Raw genomic sequence first — 24,531 nt, forward strand, 5'->3', positions numbered from 1 at the left:
TTTGTCCACTTATTCCAATGATGATGAGAACTGCAGCATTGACTTAGATCGCCAGTGCTCAGTACTGGCTATCATGTAGCTTTTATCGCTTTAGCGCCTTAACTTATTTAAGTGGCGTAACTTGCATAACTTATGCATCCTATTTAGGTGACCTCAGTTATAGTATTCCGTGTCAGGAATCTGTCCACTTATTCCAATGATGATGAGAACTGCAGCAATAAATTATAAAGGCAGGATAGGTGGTTACTTAACCAGCATAAGTTATGTAACTTATGCTAATTCATATTAAAATCACATGAAAGCAATCTTAATTAAAAACTTAGTATGAAAGGGCGTGGTCTTTTGTTTAAAGTGACAATTAACTAAAGGGTTACTTCTTGTATTTAGGAGCATAACCAACTTCTAACAAATAAGAAAAATACTTTCTAACATTATCGCTATCAAGAAGATCACTTGATATCCTTTCCTGAAAGTCTTCTAGAGTCTCTCCACGATGTGCGAAATCATTACCAAATTTTGGATAGTTAGTAATATCACATAGCTTTTTAGCAAAGAATATACATTGCTTAGCTGTCAATTTATAAGTTGGCTCTAAAGGAGCACTTGTACTCGTTTTATTTTGTTCTTTTTCTTCAAACATGAAATGTAATTCTGAAATATTTCTTCCCTCCTTTTTTTGTATATAAGAAACAGTAATATCCGTAAATTTGTTAATTTGATTTAAAGCTACGGTAAGAACCCTTTTTTTAAAGTCTCCCATCTTTTTATATTCATCTTCTATCAATCCGAGTTTTGATCTAAGCTCATCTATAGAAATATATAACTTACCAGTTGATCTCCAACGTATGAGTAACTCATACAGGCGAATAGCATAAATGCTTGTAAGTGGTGAGATTTGTTTAAGTTCATATCTTGTGAACTTTTCTTCAAGTTTTACAAATAAGGGGATAATATCTGGTGCAAAAATTAGTTGGACGCATCCCTCTTCCTTAACATAACCAACTTTTGAAACCCACCTACTTTTGTATATTCCTATTTTTCCAGTTATAGGATCTACTGCTTTATAATTCAAATGCCGTTCAAAAAGATTATCACATGCAGATTGTAACGCTTCATAAGATGCTTGACGTCCTAAATTAAACTGTTTCATGTATTCAGAAGCATGAATCGTAAGTATAGTATCAGAAGTAAGTTCTTTCTCAATTTCTCGAGCAGCAATGATCGCAATTAATATTAGCCTTTGCTCAGATAGATTTAGTGAATACGATGCTTCAACCAAATTATTATCTTTATATACTATGTTACTCATAGGGAGATATATTAAGGAAAATGTTATAAATAGATATATTGACAATACTACTTAACGTCCACAAATGAAAGTATTTTTAATAAAAGAATTTGTCAACTTATGCACAGAATTTGTCAACTTAGAAACAGGAAAAAGTCAACTTATTGGTAGGAATATGTCAACTCAGAAACAGGAAAAAGTCAACTTATTGGTAGGAATTTGTCAACATATACTTCCTGTATCCCTTTGCTAGTCAAGCTTTGAGCAGAGATATAAATAATAAATTTAAATAAATATATATAAATTCAAAAAGACCATTCTTTTGTGGATAACTTTTTTTTAATTTTTTTTTCATGATAGTTGATTACTTCATAAATCACCGTTAAATTATACACAAACAAACTTACGTAACTTACATAAATTATGATTATCTTAGTTGGTGGTGAAAAAGGCGGTGCTGGTAAAAGCTGTTTAGCTCAAAATCTTGCAGTTTACTTACAACAAAGTCAAAGAGACGTCCTCTTATTAGATGCTGACCCTCAAGGAACAACAACAGATTGGGTCAAAGAAAGAGATGAAAACGATGAATTAAATAATATTCCATCAGTACAAGCATCAGGGAATATACGTTCAGTTTTAAAAGATTTAGATAAAAGATACCAAGATATTATCATTGATGCAGGTGGACAGGATTCTGAAGCATTACGTTCAGCAATGACTATAGCTACACATATGTTATTGCCGTTTAGACCCAAACGAAGAGATCTAAAAACTTTAGATCATATGGAACAAGTTTTAAAATTAGCAAAGACAGTAAATCCAAATCTGAAAGCTAGAGCAATTATTACTCAGTGTCCAACTCTTCCTTCTCAAGTTCAAAGAATTTTAGATGCAAAAGAGGCATGCAAATCATTTGGTATTGATGCATTGAATTCAATCACAACAAATCGAAATGTTTATGATGATGCAGATGAAAATGGGCTTTCGGTTTTTGAAGTAAATAGTGATCCTAAAGCGAAAGCTGAAATTGAAAGTATTGCAAGAGAGTTTTTAGGAGTATAACTATGGCTGGTTTAACTGGGCTAAACAAAAAACCTGAACCTACTGAACAAGATAAAATGTTAGATGCATTTATATCTGGTGCAGAAAAGAGGGTAAAGGCTTTAGAATCAAGTGAAAAAAAATTTATTCGTTACACTTTTTCTCTCAATGAAGATATTAGTAAACTAATTGATGAGCTGGTTGTAAAAGGGCAAAATGCAAGAATAAATCGTTCAAGTATTGTTCGAGCAGCTATAGAAAATTTATCGACATATAGTGCAGATGAATTAAAAGAAATATTAAATAAATAAATAAATTAAAAATATCCCACTTTTTTAAGGGGGATATTTTTTATCCAAGTTAAATTTACTGTAAGTCCCCGGTGAACCCTATAGATATTTTTAAATTCAGCTCAGGCTCTAGCAGTGTGGTGGTAATTTATCTATTTGAGTTATTTTATATGAAGGCGTCCTTTTCTGCACAGACACGGATCTAGGCTATTCAGCTTGGCTGACTGAATTGATGTCATGATGTTTGATGCACATTGTCAAATTCTTTATCAAGCGAAACTCTGAATCAATGCTTGTAATTGTTTCACTATGATGAGTTTGAGTCCAGTGAAATGTTGCTTGTTTCAACCGTAGAGCTTTGAATACCCAGTCCATCATGTATCAACACTTTCATACAATGACCACGCTTATTCCAAAACAAGATAACCTCAATGTTGCGATTTGACATGGTCAAAGGCTTTTAGGACATGAGAAAGAGCAGTATAAGTAACTGCTCGCATAGGCACTGTTGCAAATAGGCTGACATGATAAGCTAAATATCTTATTTATTTCGAGATACAGCAGATGAATCCCTTCCATGGTCGGCACTTTCAAGGTGAAATCATTCTTTGGGCTGTTCGTTGGTATTGTAAATATGGCATCAGCTATCGTGAACTTCAAGAAATGCTCGCTGAACGAGGTGTGAATGTTGACCACACCACAATTTATCGTTGGGTTCAGCGTTATGCTCCAGAAATGGAAAAACGCTTACGCTGGTATTGGCGTAATCCTACAGATTTACATTCATGGCATATGGATGAGACTTATATCAAAGTGAAGGGGCGATGGACTTACCTGTATCGTGCAGTTGATCAACGGGGTCATACGATTGACTTTTACCTTTCCGCTAGACGGAACAGTAAATCAGCCTATTGTTTTTTAGGAAAGATCTTCAATACGGTGAAAAAATGGCAAATTCCACGGGTCATCAATACAGATAAAGCAGCGACCTATGGCCATGCTTTATCACGGTTAAAGCGAGAAGGAAAATGTCCAGTAGATATTGAGCACAGGCAGATTAAGTATAAAAATAATGTCATTGAATGTGATCATGGTAAGTTAAAGCGGATCATCAGGGCCACATTAGGATTCAAATCTATGAAGACGGCTTATGCCACAATTAAAGGTATTGAAGTCATGCGTGCACTACGTAAAGGACAAGCATCGTCATTTTATTATGGTCAGCCTCAAGGTGAAGTGTGTCTAATCAACAGGGTTTTCGGTCTCTAAGCACTTTTAAAAAGGAACTTCATCGACTCAAATCTCTATTTGCAACAGTGCCAAATTTTTTTGCCTTTTAATCACGGTTTTTGAAATTAGCCAATAATAATCTCTACAGATGAAATAAATTTATTATAATCATCCTGATAACAAAAAGGATATACCTTGTGCGCCATTCTTATCATATTGAAAAACATTACATCGAACGTGCGGGATGGTTGCGTGCAGCTGTGCTGGGGGCAAATGACGGGATTATTTCAGTCACAAGTCTCGTGGTGGGAATCGCAGCCAGTGGAGCATCTACCCATACTGTACTGGTGACCTGTATCGCCGGATTAATATCTGGAGCTGCATCGATGGCTGCAGGTGAATACATCTCCGTTAAATCGCAACAAGACATTGAAAAGAATGATCTGCAGATGGAAGAACGTGAACTGCAACGCCATCCTGAACATGAATTAAATGAGCTAAAAAATATTTACATACAGCGTGGATTACAACCCGCTTTAGCGCAAGAAGTCGCGCAACAACTGACTGCACACAATGCTTTAGATGCACATGCGCGTGATGAAATTGGTATTTCAGATCATACTTCTGCCCAGCCGTTTCGTGCTGCCTTCTCTTCAGCCATTGCATTTACTGTAGGCTCATTATTTCCTTTAATTTCAATTATGCTTCTGCCTGAGCGATACTTAGAGAAAGGCGTCATGCTGATTGGGGTATTAAGTCTCGGAATTATGGGTGCCTTGGCCAGTTATGCGGGCGGCGCCAGTATTTGGAGAGGTTCGATTCGGGTAATGATTTGGGGTATTATTGCCATGTTATTCAGTGCTTGGATTGGATCATTATTTAATGTTGCGGTGGCATAAGATCCTTTTTTGTATAATCCAAATATTCCCACTCCATGAGGAGTATAGATAATAAGTCTATAGAAATACCTGACCTATCTGACATGCTTTATATCAATAAAGCATGTTGTTCTAGGTGAACAATATGCCTATTTTCTATAGTTATAGATCTAAATCATTTCATTTTTTTAAAAAGCATACTTTTTAATACATTATCTTTGAAAATAAAATGGTGGATTAATGCAGCACAAGCATGTAAACCTACGACTGTAATAAAGAAGTTACCTAAAAATTGATGCATCTGACCAATATATTTAACCTCTCTAACACTGCTCAAAAGTGGCAAATTTAAAGAGAATACTTGGAAGTTATCAGTGAAACTCGATAATGCAAGCCAGCCCGCTATTGGAACGACACATAAACTTACGTAAAGCGTAAATCTGACAATTTTAAATAATTTTATTTGATACGGATTAATGATCTCATTTTGAGGAATACTTCTTTTATAGAGAAAAACAACACTCAACCGCACGAAAAATAGAATAAATATTGAAATTCCACCTATAACATGAATCTGGCCCTGCAAACCTGTTCTTGTTGGATCTCCACTCGTCAAATATACAATTACAACTAAAACAAAGGTAATCCAGTGCATTATTATCATAGGTTTAGGATAATTATTGTTCATATTTTTTTCCTGAATTTTAAATATTGATGTGTGTTGATAAAAACGGAGGCTTTCGCTTGGGAGGATTCTAGACAGCCAACCTGTAAAAGTCCTCTGCCATTTGATTTGGTGTCTTAAAATCCAATCCTTTTTGGATTCTTTGCTGATTATAAAATAGCTCTATGTATTTTGTAATATCTGCTTTCGCTTTTTCCCTCGTTTCATAAGTACGATGGTGTATAAGTTCATTCTTTAATATGCCCCAGAAGCTTTCAATTGGTGCATTATCAAAGCAGTCTCCACGCTTACTCATTGAACCTTGAAAATCATATTTTTCAATCATATTTCGATATACATGACTGCAATATTGACTGCCTCTGTCTGAGTGAACAATTAAGCCTTGTGGCGGTTTTTGATTCCGAATAGCCATTTTAAGAGCATCACAGACCAACTGTGCTGTCATACGTTCATTTAGACTATAGCCAACAACCTGCTTTGTATAAAGATCCTTTGAAGCAGCCAGATATAGCCATCCTTCGTTTGTCCAAATGTAGGTAATGTCACTTACCCACGCGTGGTTTGGAGTGCTCACGTTAAATTTTTGCTCTAATAAGTTTTTGTAGACGGGACGGTTGTGATCACTGTTTGTTGTTCTTTTAAAGCGCTTATGGCGCTTGCAAAAGAGTTTATTGACCTTCTTTATTGTACGTACTGCATATTGGCTAATTTGAACACCTTGAGCGTGTAAATGCTTACTCAGGCGAATATAGCCATAGCTTTCATTGGTCTCCTGATGTGCTATTTTCACCATGATAGTCTGCTGATTTCTTCGAATTTGTTTTTGGCTTAAGCCACTTTTCAACCACTCATAAAATCTTGATACTGAAACTTTTAACAGCTTCGCCATCATGGTGATTGGGTATGTATCTTTATACTGTTTCATGCAGGCGTACCTCACTGACTTTCTTTGGCAAAGTACGCTACTGCTTTTTTTAAGAATTCTCTTTGACAATAGTTCTTTTCTTAAGACACTATCAATTAATAAGTTTCATGATCTAAAAGTTATTATATTACATGTATCTATTATAGTTATAGTCATCTTGTTTTTAGAAGATATTGTTGTTTTTGGTGGAACTTTAGCCAACTTATATGCTGGTATTTCTTCTAGCCTAGTCATATTAGCAATAATTTTTACTTGTAAGCTATTAGATAATGATCATCACAAAGACGATGAATAACTTAAATCGCAAGGACTCATTTATAATTACTCTTTTATTTGAGCATTTAATTGAAGTTAAGATTAGAGGGCACTGTTGCAAATAGAGATTTGAGTCGATGATGTTCCCTTTAAAAAGGGCACTGTTGCAAATAACCACGAATGGTAAGCTGAAGACTGTTTTAGCTAAAGGTGCAGCATATGAATCCTTTCCATGGTCGGCATTTTCAGGGCGAAATCATTCTTTGGGCTGTGCGCTGGTATTGTAAATATGGCATTAGCTATCGTGAACTGCAGGAAATGCTGGCCGAACGGGGTGTGAATGTTGATCACACGACTATTTACCGTTGGGTTCAACGTTATGCTCCTGAAATAGAAAAACGTTTACGCTGGTATTGGCGTAATCCTACAGATCTGAGCTCGTGGCATATTGATGAAACCTATGTAAAAGTGAATGGACGATGGTCTTATCTGTATCGTGCAGTCGATCAACGTGGCGATACCATTGATTTTTATCTTTCTTCTAGACGTAATACCAAATCAGCATATTGTTTTCTTGGAAAAATTTTAAATAATGTGAAGAAGTGGCAAATTCCACAAGTGATCAACACGGATAAAGCACCCACATATGGACGTGCTTTATCACGGTTAAAACGGGAAGGTAAATGTCCACCAGACCTTGAGCACAGGCAGATTAAGTATAAAAATAACGTGATTGAATGTGATCATGGCAAGCTAAAGCGGATCATCAGGGCCACATTAGGATTCAAATCTATGAAGACGGCTTATGCCACAATTAAAGGTATTGAAGTCATGCGTGCACTACGTAAAGGACAAGCATCGTCATTTTATTATGGTCAGCCTCAGGGTGAAGTGTGTCTAATCAACAGGGTTTTCGGTCTCTAAGTACTTTTTAAAGGGAACATCATCGACTCAAATCTCTATTTGCAACAGTGCCACTTCACAGTAGGTCTTGAATACAACTTCTAAGTTCGACATTGAAATACAAGCTGAATTTTAGCCAATTTCACTAGAACTGACTTGAAAAATAATGAGATAAAACCTAGCCTGAGTATATTCGGTTGGGTTTTTCTTATGTGTATTTTTTAGCGAATTGCAAAGAAATTAAATTGGTCAGATCATCGTTATCTTATTGTTATCATATGGACTGGTATTTATATAAAATCAGGCATTTAGTTGAAAATATGTTTTGTAGATTAAAACAATTTAGAGGGATAGCTACTCGATATGACAAGCTCAAAAGAAATTATCAAAGTGCTGTTGCCTTAGCCTGTATATTTTTATGGCTACCTTTATAGGTTTAATTATGAACAGTAAATGTCAACAGACCCTAATTGAATCTGAAAAAGATTATCCTTCTACTTGGGCAGCAATCACAGCTATTGATCCTAAAATCGGTTGTACTCCTGAAACATTGCGTGTTTGGTATCAAAAATATTTAGATCAACAAAATCCTGTCAAAATACAACAGATATCTGATCAAGAAAAAATGAAGGGTAATCCCCCCTAAAATACTAGCTCTTTAAAAGAGGCAGTATTATGCTTTTACAACATGGTGTTTAACTTGAGAAACTGAATTTAAAACAATCTACTGTAACTCTTCCAGACAGATATGAAATTAATCCACCCCTAGCCCCTTAAACACAGCATCTACCGGATCTGCATAAAAGCTGGTCTGGAACTTGGTAAACAGTTCCACAGGAATCGTTGGGATATCTGCCGCACTACTCATTGGCAAAGCAACCTTCTTGGCACCCGCATCAAAAGCAACTTGCAGACATTCGGCAATACTTTCCACCGGTGTCACTGAACCACCCAAGCTCATATCACCCAGTACCACCATCTGACTTTGAACCGATCGTCCTAAGAGGCCAGAAGCGAAAGCCACTAAACTTGGCAGAGCAAGATGGCTGAGCGGGCCGGTATTCTGTAATTCCACCACATGTAAATGGAAATCATGTTCCAGCACCTTACTCCCCCCCGAGATCCGGGATGCATTGGCCTTGAAGTAATCAAAAGCAATCTTGACCTGCTCTTTGGCACTACTTGAATTCCATAAGCCAGATGTCGCCAATTTTCCTGAACCTTTAGTGACTTGAAGTTCTAAGCGGTATAAGCCTGGCATGCCCTTATTACTGAGGCCAATGGTATACAGGAAGCCTGGTTTAGCAGGACCTTCGGGAATAAGTCCACCTCCACCCTGCTCTTTGACTGAGACAAAATGTTCTTCTCCAGAAAATCTGACCAGATATAACTGTCCAGGTATTGAGCCTGAGAGATATAGGCCTCTCTCATCACCGTTTCCATAAACTCAATCAGTAAAAGGTTCCGTTCTAAAGCCCCACAAAAAGCCACCTGGGTCGCCAGCTCATCATCGCCATCACGCAAAGCTTTCCAGAAATCAGGTTCTAAACGCTCCAGGCGCTTGCGAATAGCGGTGGCATTGCGTTGCGCCGAAGCCGCAGTTCTTTTTTGCAGAATATTGTCAATCTGAATGGCCTGATGCCATTGTTCTGGAGTCGCTTCTCGTAATAACAGATCCGCGATCAGCCGGCTTTCACGCACCATCAGGGAGCCACCAATCAGGTCACTGTCATAATGAAATTGTTCTAACATGGCCAATCTCCTATGAGGCCTGATCAAACAGGTAAGACGACAGCTTTTCGATATCTGAGCGTTGTAGTACCAAGGGATATTTCAAGGCATCATCCGCCTCAGCCAGCGTGATCGCGGCCTGATAGCGCTGCAAGGTATAGTGAGCCAGGGCTTTTTTCACCGGAATCTGTAATCTGCCATCAGGCATGCCGAAGTCTTTTTCGACCAGCGCTTTTTGAGCTTCATTCAATTTTGGATTCGGGATCAGCGTCAGTACAATTTCTTCATGCCATTGCTGATCCTGAGCAGGGTCTACTGACTCAATCGCCACCACAACAGGTGTGCGATCAATTCTGGAGAGTAAAAAGTCCTTAAACTGCTTGCTCTGATGGCAATAGGCACGGACATGCCAGCGAAAACCGGTATACACCAGGGTATGTGGGGAAATCATGCGTTCATGCCACTGCGGATTCTGCATGGAGGCATAAATAATTTTGAGACAGCTTTGTGTTCGACAGGCACGCAACACTTCCCTGATGACTTCAGGACGCACACTGCGATCAGGTAATTGAACTGCTGCAAGATTCGGTTCTGGCATCGCAATCAGGGCATGCGATTCACTGACCAAGCCCGAGAGCATATTGAGATATTCATTGATATGCGCTGTAGTCAGTACAGGCTGGAAGCTGGCTTTAGGCACATAACCCTTGACTGAGGGATCATGAATCAAGGCATCGGGGTTATACAGCGTATTATAGCGCTTGATATCCGCAGAAGCCTGTTGTCGACTCAGTCCAAACCAGCTCATCAAACGATTGGTAACCAAACGACCTTCCCAATATGCAAGGAGCTCGATCGCCCGCATCCTAAGAAGCACCTCATGCTTATCTGTCGTCATATACCAATCAGTCAATAAATAGCAGTTTTAAGATTACCCTACAGCAAATATACAGTAAAGATTTTTGACGGTATTTAAAGGTAGTATTGCAATCATCAGATAAAAAATATACTAGTATCCTGATGATAGCCGTCAAAGTACGATCTCTAGCAGATCATGGATCCTGGTATAGCGCGTGAATTGAGCTAAGTTTTAGAATGAGAGCAATATGGGTTTTAGATTTCGTAAAAGTATTAAATTATTCCCGGGTTTTAAAATTAATCTGACCCATAAAGGCATCAGCAGTGCCAGCATTGGCAAACCTGGTGCTTCTCTAAATATTGGGAAAAAAGGTACGCGAACCAGTGTCGGCATTCCAGGTACGGGACTATCTTACTCTAAACACCAACCTTACTCTAAAAAGACCCGTGTTCCACAACCGACATCGCTAGAACACACGGAATATAATCCTCAGAATTTAGAACAACCGAAGACAAAGATCTGGCCTTGGATTATTTTTGGAATATTGTGTTTTATGGTGGGTGCCGTCATTTTTTAGCAAGAACCGCATTGTATTTTAATCAAAAAAAATGCCCAGATGGATGAATGGGCAAACTAAGAAATTAATATCCTTCAGAAACTCCAGCGCAATTCTCGCTACTTTCAGTAAGCGACTCTGGCTCAATCATGAGGGTCTGACTCAATCGAATCGAGGTAAATCGATCCATCACAATTGGAGCAGAAATTATGCTTGAATACATTCTTGGATGATGCTGAAAAGTCTTTGAGTTTTAATCAATAAATAAGAGTATTCATGTCTACCCTCAACTTTACTTATTTTCAGATAGCAACCAATCGAGAGCACTCATTTTTACAATACCATTATAATTTGCTTCAGCCCCTATCGTGTCTAAGGTAAGTAAATATTTGGGATACGAATCAGAAATTTTCTGTAATGGACGTAACTCTCGGCTGAGTGTCTCCTCATTGAGCGTTTCTAATGCCACCTGATAATAAGTTAAATTCTGTAAAGTATCGACAGCAACAAAATCAATTTCATATTCATCAACCCGCCCTACATAGACCGTATAACCTCGTCTGACAAGCTCAAGATAAATCACATTTTCTAAGATATGACCTTGATCAGCATTAGCATCAGGCAACATAATCCGGCGCAATCCGACATCAACTAAATAGTATTTTTCAGAGGATTGTAATAACTCACGCCCGCGTACTTTAAATTGTGCGGCACTATAAAATAACAAACTGTCCTGTAAGCCCTGAATATAGCGTTTTACTGTTTCAAATGAGATTTTAACCCCGCTTGAAACAAAGGTATTTTTAATTTTATTGATGGAAATGGGTGAGCCTGTCACGCTTGCCAAATATCTTGCGACACGCTCGAGAGAGTTAATATCAGCAGTATTCAAACGAGGAATAACATCTTTAAACATTACACTGGCATAGACCGCTTGCAAGTAATCATAGGTTTCCTGCTGACTAGTCATGGCAAGCGTATAGGGGAAACTACTGTGCGTGTACATGGCATACAAATCACGATTGGATAATTGTTGGATGATCGGATTATTTTCAATATGCCACTGTTTAAACTCTTGGAATGACAAGGGTAAAACATGTTGCTCGATATAGCGTCCTGTGAGTAACGTCGCAAGTTCTCCACTTAGAAAGAATGCATTTGAACCTGTAATATATAAATCGATATAATCCCGAACATATAAAGAGTCGACTACTTTCTCAAAATTTGTAACATGTTGTATTTCATCTAAAAAAACATAGTTTTTTTTACTTTTATCAACTTTGGACAATACATAATCATGTAGTTTACGGTAATCGGTGAGTTCTTCAAATTCCATAAATTCGAAGTTGATGGCAATGATGTTTTCGGCTTGTACACCCTGTGCTTTTAGGTCTTGTTGAAACATCGCCAATAAGGTGGATTTTCCAGAGCGACGCACACCTGAAAGTACTTTAATGACATCACGGTCTTGCCATGTATTCAGAAATTTTAAGTAGCCATCACGTCGAATATTAGCGCTTCTCATTATTTACACTTAGAATCTAAAGTTTTAATAAATTCTATCAAATTTTAGAATGTATATGTAAATATATTTAGTTTTAAGAAAAGTTTAAAGGTTAAGTGAAACATTCAAAGCTACTGTAGAAGCATGTAAACATGCAGATCTGATCAAAATCCAAATTCTGTCTTTTTGATTATTTTCCATGTCATGTTATTTCATTGATGCTACGAGTTAACTGCTATATAAATTAAGTGAAAAGTAAATGGAACTAAGATGTTAACTAGAGTGGAACTCATTTTTGTTGTGCTGATGGTCTCAGCCTTAATCCTAATTGCTTATGAAATGCTAAAAGGTTTATTTTAGAGCATCTATACAATTTTTGATCAAAAAAAAAGCCCACAGAGGGAATCTATGGGCGAAACTAAGGACCTTGACGGTCATTCAGAAACTACAGCTAGTTTCTGGTTGTGATTCTGGACTGAATTAAAAATAACCACATTGGCTGAATGTATCAAAAGTTAAATCATGTGATTAATCATTGATACATCTGCAAAAATGAGCTCATCGCTCTGTTGATTAATACAGTAATTCACCAAACAAATCCGCTCTAATCTCTTCCAGACTCAGATCTGATTTCATTCTATTACAGATGGGATGAACCAGCAGACCATTCTCTAGAACACCTTGCCCACCTACGGCTTTGGCAATCCGATGATCCGATTCAGTAGAATCAAGATAGATCAATCCATCACAAATGAGGCAAAAGTTATGATTACCCACCAGAAAATTGTGCTTAAGCAGACTCTTGGTTAATGCCGAAAAGGGGTCGTCTCAGGAAACGGAAAATATAGCACGCTAAGGATTTTCACTCCGACTTCTTTTAACGATATCCAACACGGTATTTTTGCTTAGATTGACCAGCCGACCGACTTGTCGATAAGAGTGTCCAGCAGACACCAACTCCAACACTTTAGGTGCCAGACGATCTGACTTGGTACGTTGACCAGGACGACGACCAAACACAACGCCACGCGCTTGTGCCGCTGCTACACCAGAGCGCACACGTTCACGTAGTAAATCTCCCTCAAACTCTGCTAATGCAGACATCACAGAAGCCATGAGCTTTCCCTGAGATGTGGAAAGGTCAAACTGCAAACCTGTTTGTGCCACCAGAGATACCCCGAAATGCCCAAGATTGTTGACGCTCACTTAATATTGACCAGCGATGCTCGTTGAATATTGACCAGGCATTTAAGCAATGTAGCGTACTACACTGCTGTGGATAAATCGATCAATTGCTGTTGCTTTTTCTTCACTGATCGACGGTTAAAATAACTCTCCTTTCTCTGCTTCTCGTTTCTTTATACGCTGCTTGGCTTCCTCCGTGCTTTGCTTAAAACGATAGGATTCATTACCCGTTTCGATGATATGGCAATGATGAGTCAGTCGATCCAGCAGTGCAGTCGTCAACTTAGCATCACCAAATACATTGCTCCATTCCGAGAAGCTCAAGTTCGTCGTAATGATAGGGGTCGTCTCAGGAAACGGAAAATATAGCACGCTAAGGTTTTTCAATTGCGCGCAATGGCCTAAATTTTCCACCACCTATCTTGGCTTTGCTTCGCCATAGATAATCCCCAGTTAAATTGATGTGCTCCCACCCCAGCGGTGACAGATATTGCAGCAAGGTATCATCGACTGTGCGACCATGCCCTCGTAGGGCGTTAGTCGCTCTCTCTAAATAAACCGTGTTCCACAATACAATGGCGGCGGTCACTAGATTCAAGCCACTGGCTCGATAACGCTGTTGCTCAAAGCTTCGATCTCGAATCTCACCCAATCGATAAAAGAAAACGGCGCGCGCTAATGCATTACGGGCTTCACCTTTATTTAATCCAGCTTGAACCCGACGGCGTAGTTCTACGCTTTGCAACCAATCCAAGATAAACAGTGTGCGCTCAATACGCCCCAGCTCTCGTAATGCCAATGCCAAACCATTCTGTCGTGGATAACTACCGAGTTTACGTAGCATTAGCGACGCTGTGACAGTCCCTTGCTTGATTGATGCGGCCAGACGCAAAATATCGTCCCAATGAGTACGAATCTGTTTGATATTCAGTGTGCCGCCAATCATGGGTTTAAGTGCGGCATAGTCTATGTCTGACTTTGGAATATAGAGTTTCGTATCGCCCAGATCACGAATTCGTGGTGCAAATCGAAACCCTAGCATGTGCATGAGTGCAAAAACATGGTCGGTGAATCCAGCCGTATCGGTGTAGTGTTCCTCGATGCGTAAATCAGACTCGTGATACAGCAGCCCATCAAGAACATAGGTTGAATCACGAACGCCCACATTGATCAGCTTACTGCTAAATGGTGCGTATTGATCAGAAATGTGTGTATAAAATAACCTTCCAGGCTCTGCGCCATATTTTGGATTGATATGTCCTGTACTTTCAGCTCTGCCACCTGCGCGGAAGCGTTGGCCATCTGATGAGGAGGTAGTGCCATCTCCCCAGTTTTCAGCGAAAGGTTGTTTCAATTGAGCATTCACCAATTCGGCCAATGCCGTTGAATAAGTTTCATCACGGATATGCCAAGCCTGTAGCCATGAGAGTTTGGCATAAGTTGTACCAGGACATGATTCGGCCATTTTCGTCAGCCCTAAATTAATTGCATCAGCCAGTATGGTCGTGAGCAATAACGCTTTATCCTTCGCAGTGTCATCCGTTTTCAAATGAGTGAAGTGTCGAGTAAAGCCTGTCCATTCATCGACCTCCATTAATAATTCGGTGATCTTGATATGTGGTAACAGCATTGCTGTTTGGTCAATTAAAGTTTGGGCTGTATCAGGAGCCACGGCATCGAGAGGTGTTATTTTTAGACCAGATTGATTGATCATCGCATCAGGCAAATCGTTGGTCGCTGCCATGCGATTAATGATTGCTAATTTCTGCTCCAATAGTGAAAGGCGACTTTGCAAATATAGATCACAATCAGTAGTAATGGTTAGAGGTAACTCATTGGACTGTTTTAGCTGATTAAATTTATCAGCAGTCACTAAATACTCATCGAAGTCTTTGAATTGGCGAGAGCCTTGTACCCAGAGATCCCCAGCCCGTAGCGAGTTTTTAAGTTCAGATAACACACATATTTCGTAATAGCGGCGATCAATACCATCATCGGTAAAGACTAGTCTTGCCCACCGTTTTTTGATAAACGCTATTGGAGCATTAGAGGGGATTTTTCGTGTATTATCAACATTCATGCTGCGGAGCAACTCTACAGCGGCAAGCATATCTTTTGCTGCTGGGGCAGCACGCAATTTAAGTATGGCAAGAAGTTCTGGCGCGTAACGGCGTAAAGTTGCATAGCTCTCGCCAATTCGTGGTAAAAAATCAAAGTCTTCGGGTTGCGCCAGTTTTTCTGCCTCAGTAATACTTGCTGCAAAAGCATCCCATGAAATAACAGTTTCGATGGCGGCAAACGGATCACTGCCATTTTGCTTGGCATCTAGCAAGGCTTTCCCGATAAGCCCATACAAACGCACTTTGTCGTTGATCGCTTTACCTGATGATTGAAATTGTTGCTGGTGTTTATTTTTTGCGATAGCAAATAGCTTTCCAATAATGCGATCATGCAGGTCAATAATTTCGTCGGTGATCGTGGCCATACTCTCCACAACGATTGCTACCAAAGTGGCATATCGACGTTGAGATTCAAATCTGGCCAAATCAGCAGGAGTCATTTGCCCACCTTCGCGAGCAATTTTCAGTAAGCGATTTTGATGAACGTGTTTTCCAATGTCTTCAGGTAGATCGATGGCTTGTAAGCACTTCAGCCGCTCAATGTGCTCAAGCATGTACTTTGAGTTTGGTTTAGCTGGTGACTGTCTAAGCCACCCCAATATTGTCAGTTTGCTGCCCTCTTTACGGTTCAGCAAAGCATCTATATTTTGACGATGAGTTTCTGAAAGTGAGCTCGTCAAAGCAGTATAAATTATGCGGTTGGCAGATGTGATTGCTTCTGCGCAAATACTATCAATTGCATTTATAGCTGGCAAAAGGACTGATTTTTGTCGTAAATTTTCAACGAGAGTTGTGGCTAAAATAAGACCTTTATCTGTCTGAAGGGACAAATCCACCATCATATTGACCGATTGCCGATAGTCACTCAAGGTGAATAGTTTGAACCCAAAAACTTTTTTCAATTCGGCAATATGTTCTCGTCTTGTTTGCTCGCGCTGACCATAATCATTCCAGCAGTCCACTGATATACTAAGTTGAGCAGCCATCATGAAAAGTAAGGGTTTGAATGGTTCGTCGTTAATACCCAATATCACTCCAGGGTAACGCATGTAGCAAAGTTGAATTGCAAAGCCTAGCTTGTTGGATGCCCCTCGATGTTGATGGACTATGGATTTATCAGAATCACTCAGAGTGTAATGCTGAAGCATAAAAGCTCTATCATCTGGAATTTCGAACAGGCTTCCCAATTCCGTGGACGACAAAATAGAATGGCGCGGCATGGCTCATTAGTCCCAAATAAACTAAACTATTAAAGGTACATTATTTTGTACCGCCACGCTTAGCTTTGCGCTGCAATTTCGCAAGGAGGTTCAATTGGGACAGAATGCGGCCATTTATTGCCGAGTATCAACGAACGATCAGTCCTGCGAACGACAGGAATATGACCTACGTGCCTACGCCAATCGTTGCGGCTACGATGTTGTCGGTGTTTGGAAAGAAACTGCATCAGGCAGTAAGGATGAGAGATTGCAAAGAAAATACTTGATGACCATGGCGCAATCTCGTGAAATCGATGCCATCTTGGTGACGGAATTGACACGCTGGGGCAGAAGCACCGTGGATCTCGTACAGTCATTACAAGATCTTGGGCATTTCGGGGTATCTCTGGTGGCACAAACAGGTTTGCAGTTTGACCTTTCCACATCTCAGGGAAAGCTCATGGCTTCTGTGATGTCTGCATTAGCAGAGTTTGAGGGAGATTTACTACGTGAACGTGTGCGCTCTGGTGTAGCAGCGGCACAAGCGCGGGGCGTTGTGTTTGGTCGTCGTCCTGGTCAACGTACCAAGTCAGATCGTCTGGCACCTAAAGTGTTGGAGTTGGTGTCTGCTGGACACTCTTATCGACAAGTCGGTCGGCTGGTCAATCTAAGCAAAAATACCGTGTTGGATATCGTTAAAAGAAGTCGGAGTGAAAATCCTTAGCGTGCTATATTTTCCGTTTCCTGAGACGACCCCGAAAAGGCCTTGGGCTTTGACCGAGAAATTGGACTAATCGACTCCACATATCCCACCACATGCTTGACGACTGCATCATCATAACCACCCAAAAATCTTTCGACATAAAACTCGTTAAAGTTTATGTACTTGAAGGCCTTAGACATGGACAGAATAAAGGTATTCAGGCATTCCTCATCATCAAAATCAACCTCCATTTCCAAGCTTAAGCAAATAAAGGCTTTATAGACAATTTGTAGCCGATCATAGCCCTTGATACCACTGCCGAACTTGCCGACCGTTTCGGTGGTCGCCACGGGGAAATTGGCGATCAAGAACTCAATACTACGGCGTACCCGGGTGAAGTCCTTGAAACTAATCTTTCGATGATGAATCTGCATGCGGCTTTCATGAATTTCATACACAATTGAAAACCATGCAAGAAAAGAAGTAATCTGAAAACTCTGATCCTTATAAAAATATAAGTATGGATGTAAGCCCAAACTCGGAACCCCAGCATTTTTTACAGGCGTCGCTATTCTGCAAAGAATGGTCAACAGATGCGACATTAGGTTTTCAACGCGCTCCCCCTGATTCAGACTCATAATATTATGAATCTGATCACCCGCAATGATATTCATCAGCTCATTGACCAGGCCAATTTTTTTGCCATGACTCATTTCATTGTCTAATAAAATGGTCGAAAAAAGTAACTGGTGGATCCTCTCCCCTAACTCAATCAACTCATTTAAACGTGTATATTGGAGCTCTTCTAGGTTAGATTTATTGTCATTGATATAACAACAGGCATAGATCGCATAATACGCGTCACTACCGCGATTTCTTAGGTGATATTCCTCATATTTATCTAAACGTTTAGTATCTGAGTTAATAGATTGAAATACCCGTCGCGCATCTTCCGGAGTCCCCAGTACCTGCCGGAAACTGATTTTAATATCGCCTAATTTCGATTTTTTTTTCTGCAAATTCGGCATCAGTACAAATTTTTTGAAAATCAGCAAGATCTCCTAAATAATTGCGGAGGTAACGAATATCTTGTTTTTGTTGATCATTGAAATTAGGTGCTTGAGGGACTTGCTCATCCGCAAAATATCTATTGATCCACGCATAGATACAGGAAAGACGATGTGCTCCATCAATAATGTAAATATTGCTGTGTATATCTTTCCAATACAAAATGCATAAATTGATGTTTTGATCTTCTGTGCAATCCTCAATAAAGTTTGCAATTTCTTGCACGCTCCAACATTCCGTAGAACGCTGGTTATCCGCCTTAAATAAACATTTGATGATTGGATGCTTTTCAAAATCAGTCAGTGTCACTTCAAAATTGTCACGCTGCATTGAAGGTGACATTTCTTCTGGCAACATGACTTTACGCTGAATAATATTGGTCAATAGTCGTGTAGAACCCATTTCTTATTCTCTCCAGGCAACACTTTCCTACTTTCGCTCAAGTACGAAATTTGAAAATGTATATAGTTCGATTTGGTTAAAGCTGTGAATTAAATGACCGTCAATATCCAGTCAGCGCTAACAAAAGAGACCTAAGAGAAATGGGGGGATTAGAGAACGTAATAAATCATAAAAAAGCCCCGATTGGAGAAAAGGGGCTTTAAAGATTGTATTATACCATTGAAAAATAAAGAAAAAAATATAAGAATTTCGTATAAGGTGTATTATGTTAATTTTAGGAAAGGCTCTAGACTAGTAGAATGATTATGTTAGTCTAGAGCCATATAATTAACATTATTGAAGTATTTTACATGGCAATTTTTCGACATTCTTCTGCACACTGACGGCAAGCCTCAGCACATTTTTTACAATAATCATGTGAATGTTTTTCACACTCTTCCGCACAATATTCACAGATCTTAGCACAAAGCTCACAAATCTCTTTGAGGAAAGGTGAGTTATGTTGTTGCATACGCACACATAACTGACAAATATCTGCACATTCTAGACAACGTTGAATACATTCACGCATCATCTCTAAATCTTTTTCTTTTAAACAAGAAGTTGCACATTCAGTACAAATAAGTGAACAGTTTGTACATGCAGAAATACACTTTGAAAATTCCGTATTAATCATTTTTTACTCTCAACTTATATAATCAAAGAAATAATTAAAACATAATTTTTTTCTACTAATTATTTTAAATTATTAGTAAATGTAATACATAATGTTAATTTATATGAATAATGTTAATTTTAACTAAATCTTATTTATATTCCAAATGGCTTTGTTGCACAAAGATTTGAAAGGCAAAGCGCCCCTAATTGAGCCAAATTTAAGGCGTAACTTGGGTAAGTGGTCGACCTAATTCCGTAAATCTGTTGAGGACTGCTACACGTGCATGAACCTCATTGACTTGGCTATCAAAGCTCCTTGCACTGAGTTTATCTCTTAATAATTTGATGCAGTGCATTTTAGTCTCAACCAAACTTCGGCGATGATAGCCTGACCATTTTTTCCATAGTGTCCTACCTAAACGTTTAATTGTTCGAAGTAATTCATTTCGCTCTAGCGAGCTACTCTTTGTATCTTTCCATGGTTTCGCATTTTTTCTAGGTGGAATCACCGCATGTGCTTGCCGATCTGCAATGACCTGACGGCATTGCTTGGTGTCATAAGCTCCATCGGTATAAACAGAGTCAATCTGCTCATCTTGTGGAATCTGATTAAGTAAATCACCAAGCACCTGTGAATCACAGACATTATTGGTTGTGAGCTGAATAGCGCGTATTTGTAGGGTTTTAGCATCTATACCAATATGAAGTTTACGCCATTGGCGACGATATTCAGCTCCATGTTTCTTGCGTTTCCATTCGCCCTCACCTAGAAACTTCATCCCTGTAGAGTCTACGAGTAGATGCAGCCCATCGCTACTTTTTTGGTAGCTGATTGCAATATCAATATGCTTTTGTCTTCTACAAAGCGTACTGTAATCTGGTGCGGTCCAATTTAATCCGCAAAGTTTAATCAGACTTTGCACAAAGCCAGTGACCATACGTAAAGATAGACGGAATAAGGATTTAATCATTAAGCAGCATTGGATGGCTGCGTCGGAGTAGGTTTGATTTCGCCCTTGTTTGCCTTTTGATGGAGCATACCATTGCGTAGCAGGATCAAACCAAAGGGCAATATTTCCGCGATTAATGAGTGCTCGGTTATATGCGGGCCAATTGGTTGTGCGGTAGATTTTGTGTGTAGGCTTCTTCATTTGAAAATTATATCGCTGAAAAAGCCTTTACAGATAGGTTTGTGCAACAAAGCCGCTGGAAACTAAAAGTAAGGCACCGAGGACAATTGCAATATCAGCCAGGTTGAAGGCCGGCCAATGCCAGTCTCGCCAATAGAAATCAAAGGAATCCACAACATAGCCGCGAAAGACCCGGTCAATCAGGTTGCCCATGGCGCCACCGAGGATAAGACTGTAAGCGATGGCTTCTCCTTTATGACGATTTTCAAGGATCAGCTTGATCAGAAAAATCGAGACCACTACCGCGATTCCGATAAAAAAGTAGCGCTGCCAGCCTCCACCATTCGCAAAAAGACTGAATGCGGCACCGGTATTCCATACGTGTACCCAGTTAAAGAATGAGGTCACTGAAATAGACTCGCCATATGCCATTGATTGTTGCACCAGCCATTTTATGGCCTGATCAGACGCTGCCAGCAGGCCCGATATGGACAACAGAGCGTACGGTGACAGATGTTTGCCAAAAATGGACATTGCTTAATCCTTGAGCGCCAGAATGCGTCTAGCACCGTTAAGTACAATTACCCCCGCGATGGTGCCGATAATCAGATCCGGATAATTGGACCCGGTCCACGCGACCAGAGCGCCGGCGGTGATGACCCCCAGGTTGATCACCACGTCGTTGGCCGAGAATATCCAGCTTGCCTTCATGTGCGCCCCGCCCTCCCGATGTTTGGATATGAGCAGCAGACAACTGGTATTGGCAATCAATGCGACGAATGCGATAGCCATCATCACCAGCGATTCAGGCTCACTACCGAATACAAAGCGTCTCACCACCTCTATGAGTACGCCCACAGCCAAGATCAGTTGCAGTACACCAGCAAGATGCGCGGCACGTACCTGCATTTTCACGCTATGTCCAACCGCATAAAGGGCAAGCCCGTACACCGCCGCATCGGCAAAATTGTCCAGGGATTCTCCAATCAGGCCAGTGGACCGGGCGATCAGACCGGCAGTCATTTCCACCACGAACAGAAGTGCATTGATGCCGAGCAACCAGCGCAGGGTCCCGGATTCTTGCTTAGCAGAAGCTGCCGAAAACTCGGCGGCCTTGATGGTCTCCGGATTTGCAGCGACGGTTTCCTGAAGCGAGGCGCCTAGCCCCAAGGTCTTCAGTTTCGAGGTGACGGGCTCGACCTCACCGTCATGCACGACCTTCAACCGGCGGTTCGACAAGTCGAAGGACAGTGCCCGAATCCCCTCAACGCCGTTCAGGGCCAGGCGAATCATGCGCTCTTCTGATGGACAGTCCATCTTCGGCACGGCATAAACACTGACCCATTCCCCCGACGCATCGGAGGAGGCCTGCATATCGGTATCCGACGCAGGCCTTGCATGGTCGCCACAGGGGCCTCCGCAGTTTTTACTCATGATATGACTCCACTTGAATGTGATCGGGTTTTCATTTAAAACTATATAGTAGCTATAATGTCAATAGCGTAGAGAATCCGTTGCGGAGGAACCCGATGCGTATTGGTCAGTTGGCACAGTCAGTAGGGGTAGATACACAGACGATCCGCTTCTACGAACGGCAGGGCTTGTTGCCGCCGCCTGGTCGGCAGGAGAACGGTTACCGTGTCTATACCGAGAAACACGTTGAGCGGCTGGCCTTTATTCGTCGCTGCCGCATCCTGGATCTGTCACTGGCAGAAATTCACGAACTAAAGCGCTATCAGGACGACCCTCATCAGTCCTGTACCGCTGTCAATGCCTTGCTCGATGATCACATCTCTCATGTGCGCTCGCAGATAACCGCTCTACAGGCGCTTGAGAAACAACTCGTTTCACTAAGAGCGCGTTGCAACGATGACCGGGAAGTTAAGGCGTGTGGGGTTCTTGCTGGAATTAGCGAGGGAAGCATGCATCAGCAGTAGGTTGGAGTGCCAACCAGATAATCCGATGAGATGCCGGTTTGCCTCACTCTCATGCAAAGGTAAGATCAACCATTTAATCCGCTTACCCTATTTTTTTTTGCTTTCACCTTATCCAAAATTCACCACCCCATAATTGAAAATATTTTGAATTATAAGCCCTTAGGGTGCTCATAATCCATAAATCAATTTCGAAGTTCTTTGTTGCATAAAGCCTTTAAAGATTGAGTTTTCCTAAGCAACTCAAATTTAAGTTACAACTCGGGTATTAGGTCGGCCTAATTCCATAAATCTGTTGAGGACTGCTACGCGAGCATGAATTTCACTCATCTGACTAGGAAAGCTTCTTGCCATTAATTTATCGCCTAATAATTTGATGCAGTGCATCTTTGTTTCGACCAAACTTCGGCGATGATAGCCTGACCATTTTTTCCATAGTGTTCTACCTAGCAGGGTTTTAGTATCTATACCAATATGAAGTTTACGCCATTGGCGACGATATTTCGGCTAATGCTTTTTACGTTTCCATTCACCTTCACCTAAGAACTTCAAATCCGTGGAATCAACGAGTAGATGCAGTCCATTGCAACTCTTTTCATAGCTAATTTGAATATCAATATGCTTTTGTCTTCTGCGAATGGTTGAATAATCCAGAGCTGTCCAATCTAATCCGCAAAGTTTAATCAAGCTTTGGACAAAGCCAGTCACCATGCATACAGAAAGACGAAATAAGGATTTAATCATGAGATAGCACTGAATGGCTATGTCAGAATAAGTTTGATTTCGACCATGTTTTCCTTGTGACTGCGAATATCATTGAATCTTAGTATCAAACCAAATTGTAAAATTACCATGATTGATCAAAGCATGATTGTAGGATGACCAATTCGGTGTACGATAAATTTAGGTGTAGGCTATTGCTGTATAAGACCTTATCGGTAGGTTTGCGCAACAAGGCCTCAAAATCCCACCTTAAAATGCAAATAGCAAAAAAACTCTACCATTCGATTGATTTCATTTTAGAAGTAATGAAATTAGTATCTGTTTGTAATGATATTTTATAAAATTCAATATTAGATCTGCAGAGAAAAACTTATCAAACTAAGTATTGGCTAGTCTTTTTCTTCGAAAAACTTATCAAACGAAGTATTAAGTTAATCTTTTTCTTCAACTTCTTCCTTAAACTCAAACAAATCATTCATCGTACAGTTAAAGTACTTACACAACTTATCGGCGACTGGTAATTCAATACGTACAGCACGGTCATAATACATACTTGTGAGCGTGTTGCGATTGATACCTGTTGCATGCACCACTTCACTTAATTTTAAAATTTTTCTATCGCCCATGAGGCTAGATAACTTACAAGTAATCATATTTAAATTAATTTACAAAAAATAACTTGCTGTGGGTTATTTGAAGTTGTTGCCTGAGTAATACTTTGCTAAAATTAACCTACAGCAGGTTATTACAACTTATAGAAAGTATATTTTATCCATTTCAATTAAATTATAACTTTTTAAATATAAGGATTGAACCTGCATTAGATTTTTTTGTGGAGATGACCGCCGTGTTACCAAATGAGTTATTAATCAGCCAGCAAGCTCGTGACTTAGGAAATCAATTAATTAAAGAAATGAACATCAATAGAAGTTATGGATTGGCTAATTTTCTTGGAGTAAATACTTGCTATGATAATCATCAGGCTGTACTTATTTGGACATTTCAACTGCTAGAAAGAGAACCTGCCTTAAATGAATTAGCAGAAATTAAAAAATATTTTCTTTTAATCTTTCCAGATAGTGTTTATCAATTAGCCTAAGTTATTTTTAAAAATTATTTTTTTTATATAAAAACACTAAATCAAAGAAAACTTTCTTTTAAAATACCTATTAATTCAAATTCATACGATTTACAGAGTATATGAAGCATAAATTCTTGTTCCTGCTTTATCACTCACTCCTACTAGACCTTAGTAAAGACTAAAA

At 39.8% G+C, this 24,531-nt stretch carries 22 protein-coding genes and 8 pseudogenes; 12 read left to right on the forward strand and 18 right to left on the reverse strand.

Going from position 1 to position 24,531, the window contains the following annotated elements:
• Nucleotides 1-370: 370 nt before the first annotated feature.
• A complete protein-coding gene (repM, locus tag J582_RS20520) occupies nucleotides 371-1,309 on the reverse strand; it encodes a replication initiation protein RepM (RefSeq protein WP_002046604.1) in 939 nt (312 codons plus the stop codon).
• 402 nt (nucleotides 1,310-1,711) lie between these two features.
• Here repM and J582_RS20525 point away from each other — a divergent pair, with 402 nt between their 5' ends.
• From J582_RS20525 to J582_RS20540, 4 genes are all read left to right on the forward strand, one after another.
• The gene (locus J582_RS20525; RefSeq protein ID WP_000585007.1) at nucleotides 1,712-2,350 is read left to right on the forward strand and encodes an AAA family ATPase; all 639 of its coding nucleotides are present in this window, start codon (nucleotides 1,712-1,714) and stop codon (nucleotides 2,348-2,350) included.
• A gap of 2 nt (nucleotides 2,351-2,352) precedes the next feature.
• On the forward strand, nucleotides 2,353-2,640 hold the full coding sequence (locus J582_RS20530) for a hypothetical protein (protein ID WP_000908082.1): 288 nt from the start codon (nucleotides 2,353-2,355) through the stop codon (nucleotides 2,638-2,640).
• A gap of 543 nt (nucleotides 2,641-3,183) precedes the next feature.
• A complete protein-coding gene (locus J582_RS20535; RefSeq protein WP_001067790.1) occupies nucleotides 3,184-3,888 on the forward strand; it encodes an IS6-like element IS1008 family transposase in 705 nt (234 codons plus the stop codon).
• 158 nt (nucleotides 3,889-4,046) lie between these two features.
• Complete coding sequence (locus J582_RS20540) at nucleotides 4,047-4,748, forward strand: VIT1/CCC1 transporter family protein (protein WP_004761016.1); 702 nt, start codon at nucleotides 4,047-4,049, stop codon at nucleotides 4,746-4,748.
• A gap of 154 nt (nucleotides 4,749-4,902) precedes the next feature.
• Here the strand turns inward: J582_RS20540 and J582_RS20545 are convergent, their stop codons facing one another.
• Complete coding sequence (locus tag J582_RS20545; protein WP_004761014.1) at nucleotides 4,903-5,415, reverse strand: cytochrome b; 513 nt, start codon at nucleotides 5,413-5,415, stop codon at nucleotides 4,903-4,905.
• A 67-nt stretch (nucleotides 5,416-5,482) separates the two neighbouring features.
• A pseudogene (locus J582_RS20550) lies at nucleotides 5,483-6,394 on the reverse strand (IS3 family transposase); the annotation flags it as partial.
• Nucleotides 6,395-6,398: 4 nt separating this feature from the next.
• Between J582_RS20550 and J582_RS27525 the strand changes: the two are divergent.
• The 4 genes and pseudogenes from J582_RS27525 to J582_RS20560 form a co-directional block, all read left to right on the forward strand.
• A pseudogene (locus tag J582_RS27525) lies at nucleotides 6,399-6,632 on the forward strand (hypothetical protein); the annotation flags it as partial.
• A gap of 179 nt (nucleotides 6,633-6,811) precedes the next feature.
• Nucleotides 6,812-7,516: an IS6-like element IS1006 family transposase gene (locus J582_RS20555; protein WP_001067784.1), complete on the forward strand. Its 705-nt coding sequence runs from the start codon at nucleotides 6,812-6,814 to the stop codon at nucleotides 7,514-7,516.
• Between the two features lie 254 nt (nucleotides 7,517-7,770).
• A pseudogene (locus tag J582_RS26230) lies at nucleotides 7,771-7,929 on the forward strand (IS5/IS1182 family transposase); the annotation flags it as partial.
• Nucleotides 7,914-8,126 (forward strand): annotated as a pseudogene (locus J582_RS20560) (hypothetical protein); the annotation flags it as partial. The pseudogenes J582_RS26230 and J582_RS20560, both read left to right, overlap by 16 nt.
• Before the next feature lie 123 nt (nucleotides 8,127-8,249).
• Here the strand turns inward: J582_RS20560 and J582_RS0105085 are convergent.
• The 3 genes from J582_RS0105085 to J582_RS20570 are packed head-to-tail and all read right to left on the reverse strand — an operon-like array spanning nucleotide 8,250 to nucleotide 10,124.
• Entirely contained in the window at nucleotides 8,250-8,756 is a 507-nt protein-coding gene (locus tag J582_RS0105085; RefSeq protein ID WP_009386988.1) for a S16 family serine protease, read from the reverse strand.
• The gene (locus tag J582_RS20565; protein WP_009387007.1) at nucleotides 8,735-9,247 is read right to left on the reverse strand and encodes a BrxA family protein; all 513 of its coding nucleotides are present in this window, start codon (nucleotides 9,245-9,247) and stop codon (nucleotides 8,735-8,737) included. The genes J582_RS0105085 and J582_RS20565 overlap by 22 nt, the downstream gene beginning before the upstream one ends.
• A gap of 10 nt (nucleotides 9,248-9,257) precedes the next feature.
• Entirely contained in the window at nucleotides 9,258-10,124 is an 867-nt protein-coding gene (locus J582_RS20570) for a WYL domain-containing protein (protein ID WP_031956490.1), read from the reverse strand.
• A gap of 208 nt (nucleotides 10,125-10,332) precedes the next feature.
• Here J582_RS20570 and J582_RS20575 point away from each other — a divergent pair, with 208 nt between their 5' ends.
• Nucleotides 10,333-10,662 (forward strand): DUF4236 domain-containing protein, encoded by a 330-nt coding sequence (locus J582_RS20575; protein WP_000506885.1) that lies wholly within the window; start codon nucleotides 10,333-10,335, stop codon nucleotides 10,660-10,662.
• A gap of 271 nt (nucleotides 10,663-10,933) precedes the next feature.
• On the opposite strand, the gene J582_RS20580 is transcribed toward J582_RS20575, so the two are convergent.
• The 5 genes and pseudogenes from J582_RS20580 to J582_RS20590 form a co-directional block, all read right to left on the reverse strand.
• Complete coding sequence (locus tag J582_RS20580; protein ID WP_009513514.1) at nucleotides 10,934-12,166, reverse strand: ATP-binding protein; 1,233 nt, start codon at nucleotides 12,164-12,166, stop codon at nucleotides 10,934-10,936.
• A 552-nt stretch (nucleotides 12,167-12,718) separates the two neighbouring features.
• Nucleotides 12,719-12,964: pseudogene (locus J582_RS26235) on the reverse strand (HNH endonuclease signature motif containing protein); the annotation flags it as partial.
• A gap of 33 nt (nucleotides 12,965-12,997) precedes the next feature.
• Nucleotides 12,998-13,351, reverse strand: coding sequence for a recombinase family protein (locus tag J582_RS20585; protein ID WP_009516421.1), 354 nt, complete (start codon nucleotides 13,349-13,351; stop codon nucleotides 12,998-13,000).
• A gap of 117 nt (nucleotides 13,352-13,468) precedes the next feature.
• Nucleotides 13,469-13,687, reverse strand: a pseudogene (locus J582_RS0105095) (ATP-binding protein); the annotation flags it as partial.
• A 16-nt stretch (nucleotides 13,688-13,703) separates the two neighbouring features.
• Entirely contained in the window at nucleotides 13,704-16,670 is a 2,967-nt protein-coding gene (locus tag J582_RS20590) for a Tn3-like element ISAcsp1 family transposase (protein WP_004726714.1), read from the reverse strand.
• Nucleotides 16,671-16,764: 94 nt separating this feature from the next.
• Here J582_RS20590 and J582_RS20595 point away from each other — a divergent pair, with 94 nt between their 5' ends.
• Nucleotides 16,765-17,373, forward strand: a complete 609-nt coding sequence (locus J582_RS20595) for a recombinase family protein (RefSeq protein WP_004726718.1) — start codon at nucleotides 16,765-16,767, stop codon at nucleotides 17,371-17,373.
• Between the two features lie 32 nt (nucleotides 17,374-17,405).
• On the opposite strand, the pseudogene J582_RS27530 reads toward J582_RS20595, so the two are convergent.
• The 5 genes and pseudogenes from J582_RS27530 to J582_RS20620 all read right to left on the reverse strand — a co-directional run.
• Nucleotides 17,406-18,822, reverse strand: a pseudogene (locus J582_RS27530) (HNH endonuclease); the annotation flags it as partial.
• 346 nt (nucleotides 18,823-19,168) lie between these two features.
• Nucleotides 19,169-19,498 (reverse strand): four-helix bundle copper-binding protein, encoded by a 330-nt coding sequence (locus tag J582_RS20610; protein ID WP_004827037.1) that lies wholly within the window; start codon nucleotides 19,496-19,498, stop codon nucleotides 19,169-19,171.
• A 199-nt stretch (nucleotides 19,499-19,697) separates the two neighbouring features.
• Complete coding sequence (locus tag J582_RS20615; protein ID WP_000743262.1) at nucleotides 19,698-20,630, reverse strand: IS5 family transposase; 933 nt, start codon at nucleotides 20,628-20,630, stop codon at nucleotides 19,698-19,700.
• Nucleotides 20,631-20,657: 27 nt separating this feature from the next.
• The gene (gene lspA, locus J582_RS0105100; protein WP_227556264.1) at nucleotides 20,658-21,089 is read right to left on the reverse strand and encodes a signal peptidase II; all 432 of its coding nucleotides are present in this window, start codon (nucleotides 21,087-21,089) and stop codon (nucleotides 20,658-20,660) included.
• Between the two features lie 57 nt (nucleotides 21,090-21,146).
• Nucleotides 21,147-22,043 (reverse strand): cation transporter, encoded by an 897-nt coding sequence (locus J582_RS20620; protein ID WP_009392494.1) that lies wholly within the window; start codon nucleotides 22,041-22,043, stop codon nucleotides 21,147-21,149.
• A 95-nt stretch (nucleotides 22,044-22,138) separates the two neighbouring features.
• Here J582_RS20620 and cadR point away from each other — a divergent pair, with 95 nt between their 5' ends.
• Nucleotides 22,139-22,546, forward strand: coding sequence for a Cd(II)/Pb(II)-responsive transcriptional regulator (gene cadR / locus J582_RS0105105; protein WP_001219642.1), 408 nt, complete (start codon nucleotides 22,139-22,141; stop codon nucleotides 22,544-22,546).
• A 246-nt stretch (nucleotides 22,547-22,792) separates the two neighbouring features.
• Here the strand turns inward: cadR and J582_RS26240 are convergent.
• Nucleotides 22,793-23,446 (reverse strand): annotated as a pseudogene (locus J582_RS26240) (IS5 family transposase).
• A gap of 251 nt (nucleotides 23,447-23,697) precedes the next feature.
• Nucleotides 23,698-23,919 (reverse strand): helix-turn-helix domain-containing protein, encoded by a 222-nt coding sequence (locus J582_RS20630; RefSeq protein WP_004658364.1) that lies wholly within the window; start codon nucleotides 23,917-23,919, stop codon nucleotides 23,698-23,700.
• A gap of 194 nt (nucleotides 23,920-24,113) precedes the next feature.
• On the opposite strand from J582_RS20630, the gene J582_RS20635 reads away from it, so the two are divergent.
• On the forward strand, nucleotides 24,114-24,365 hold the full coding sequence (locus tag J582_RS20635) for a hypothetical protein (protein WP_000937271.1): 252 nt from the start codon (nucleotides 24,114-24,116) through the stop codon (nucleotides 24,363-24,365).
• Nucleotides 24,366-24,531 lie beyond the last annotated feature (166 nt).

It is taken from the genome of Acinetobacter sp. 1566109 (assembly GCF_000582255.1).
In the GTDB taxonomy this organism is placed as follows: domain Bacteria; phylum Pseudomonadota; class Gammaproteobacteria; order Pseudomonadales; family Moraxellaceae; genus Acinetobacter; species Acinetobacter nosocomialis.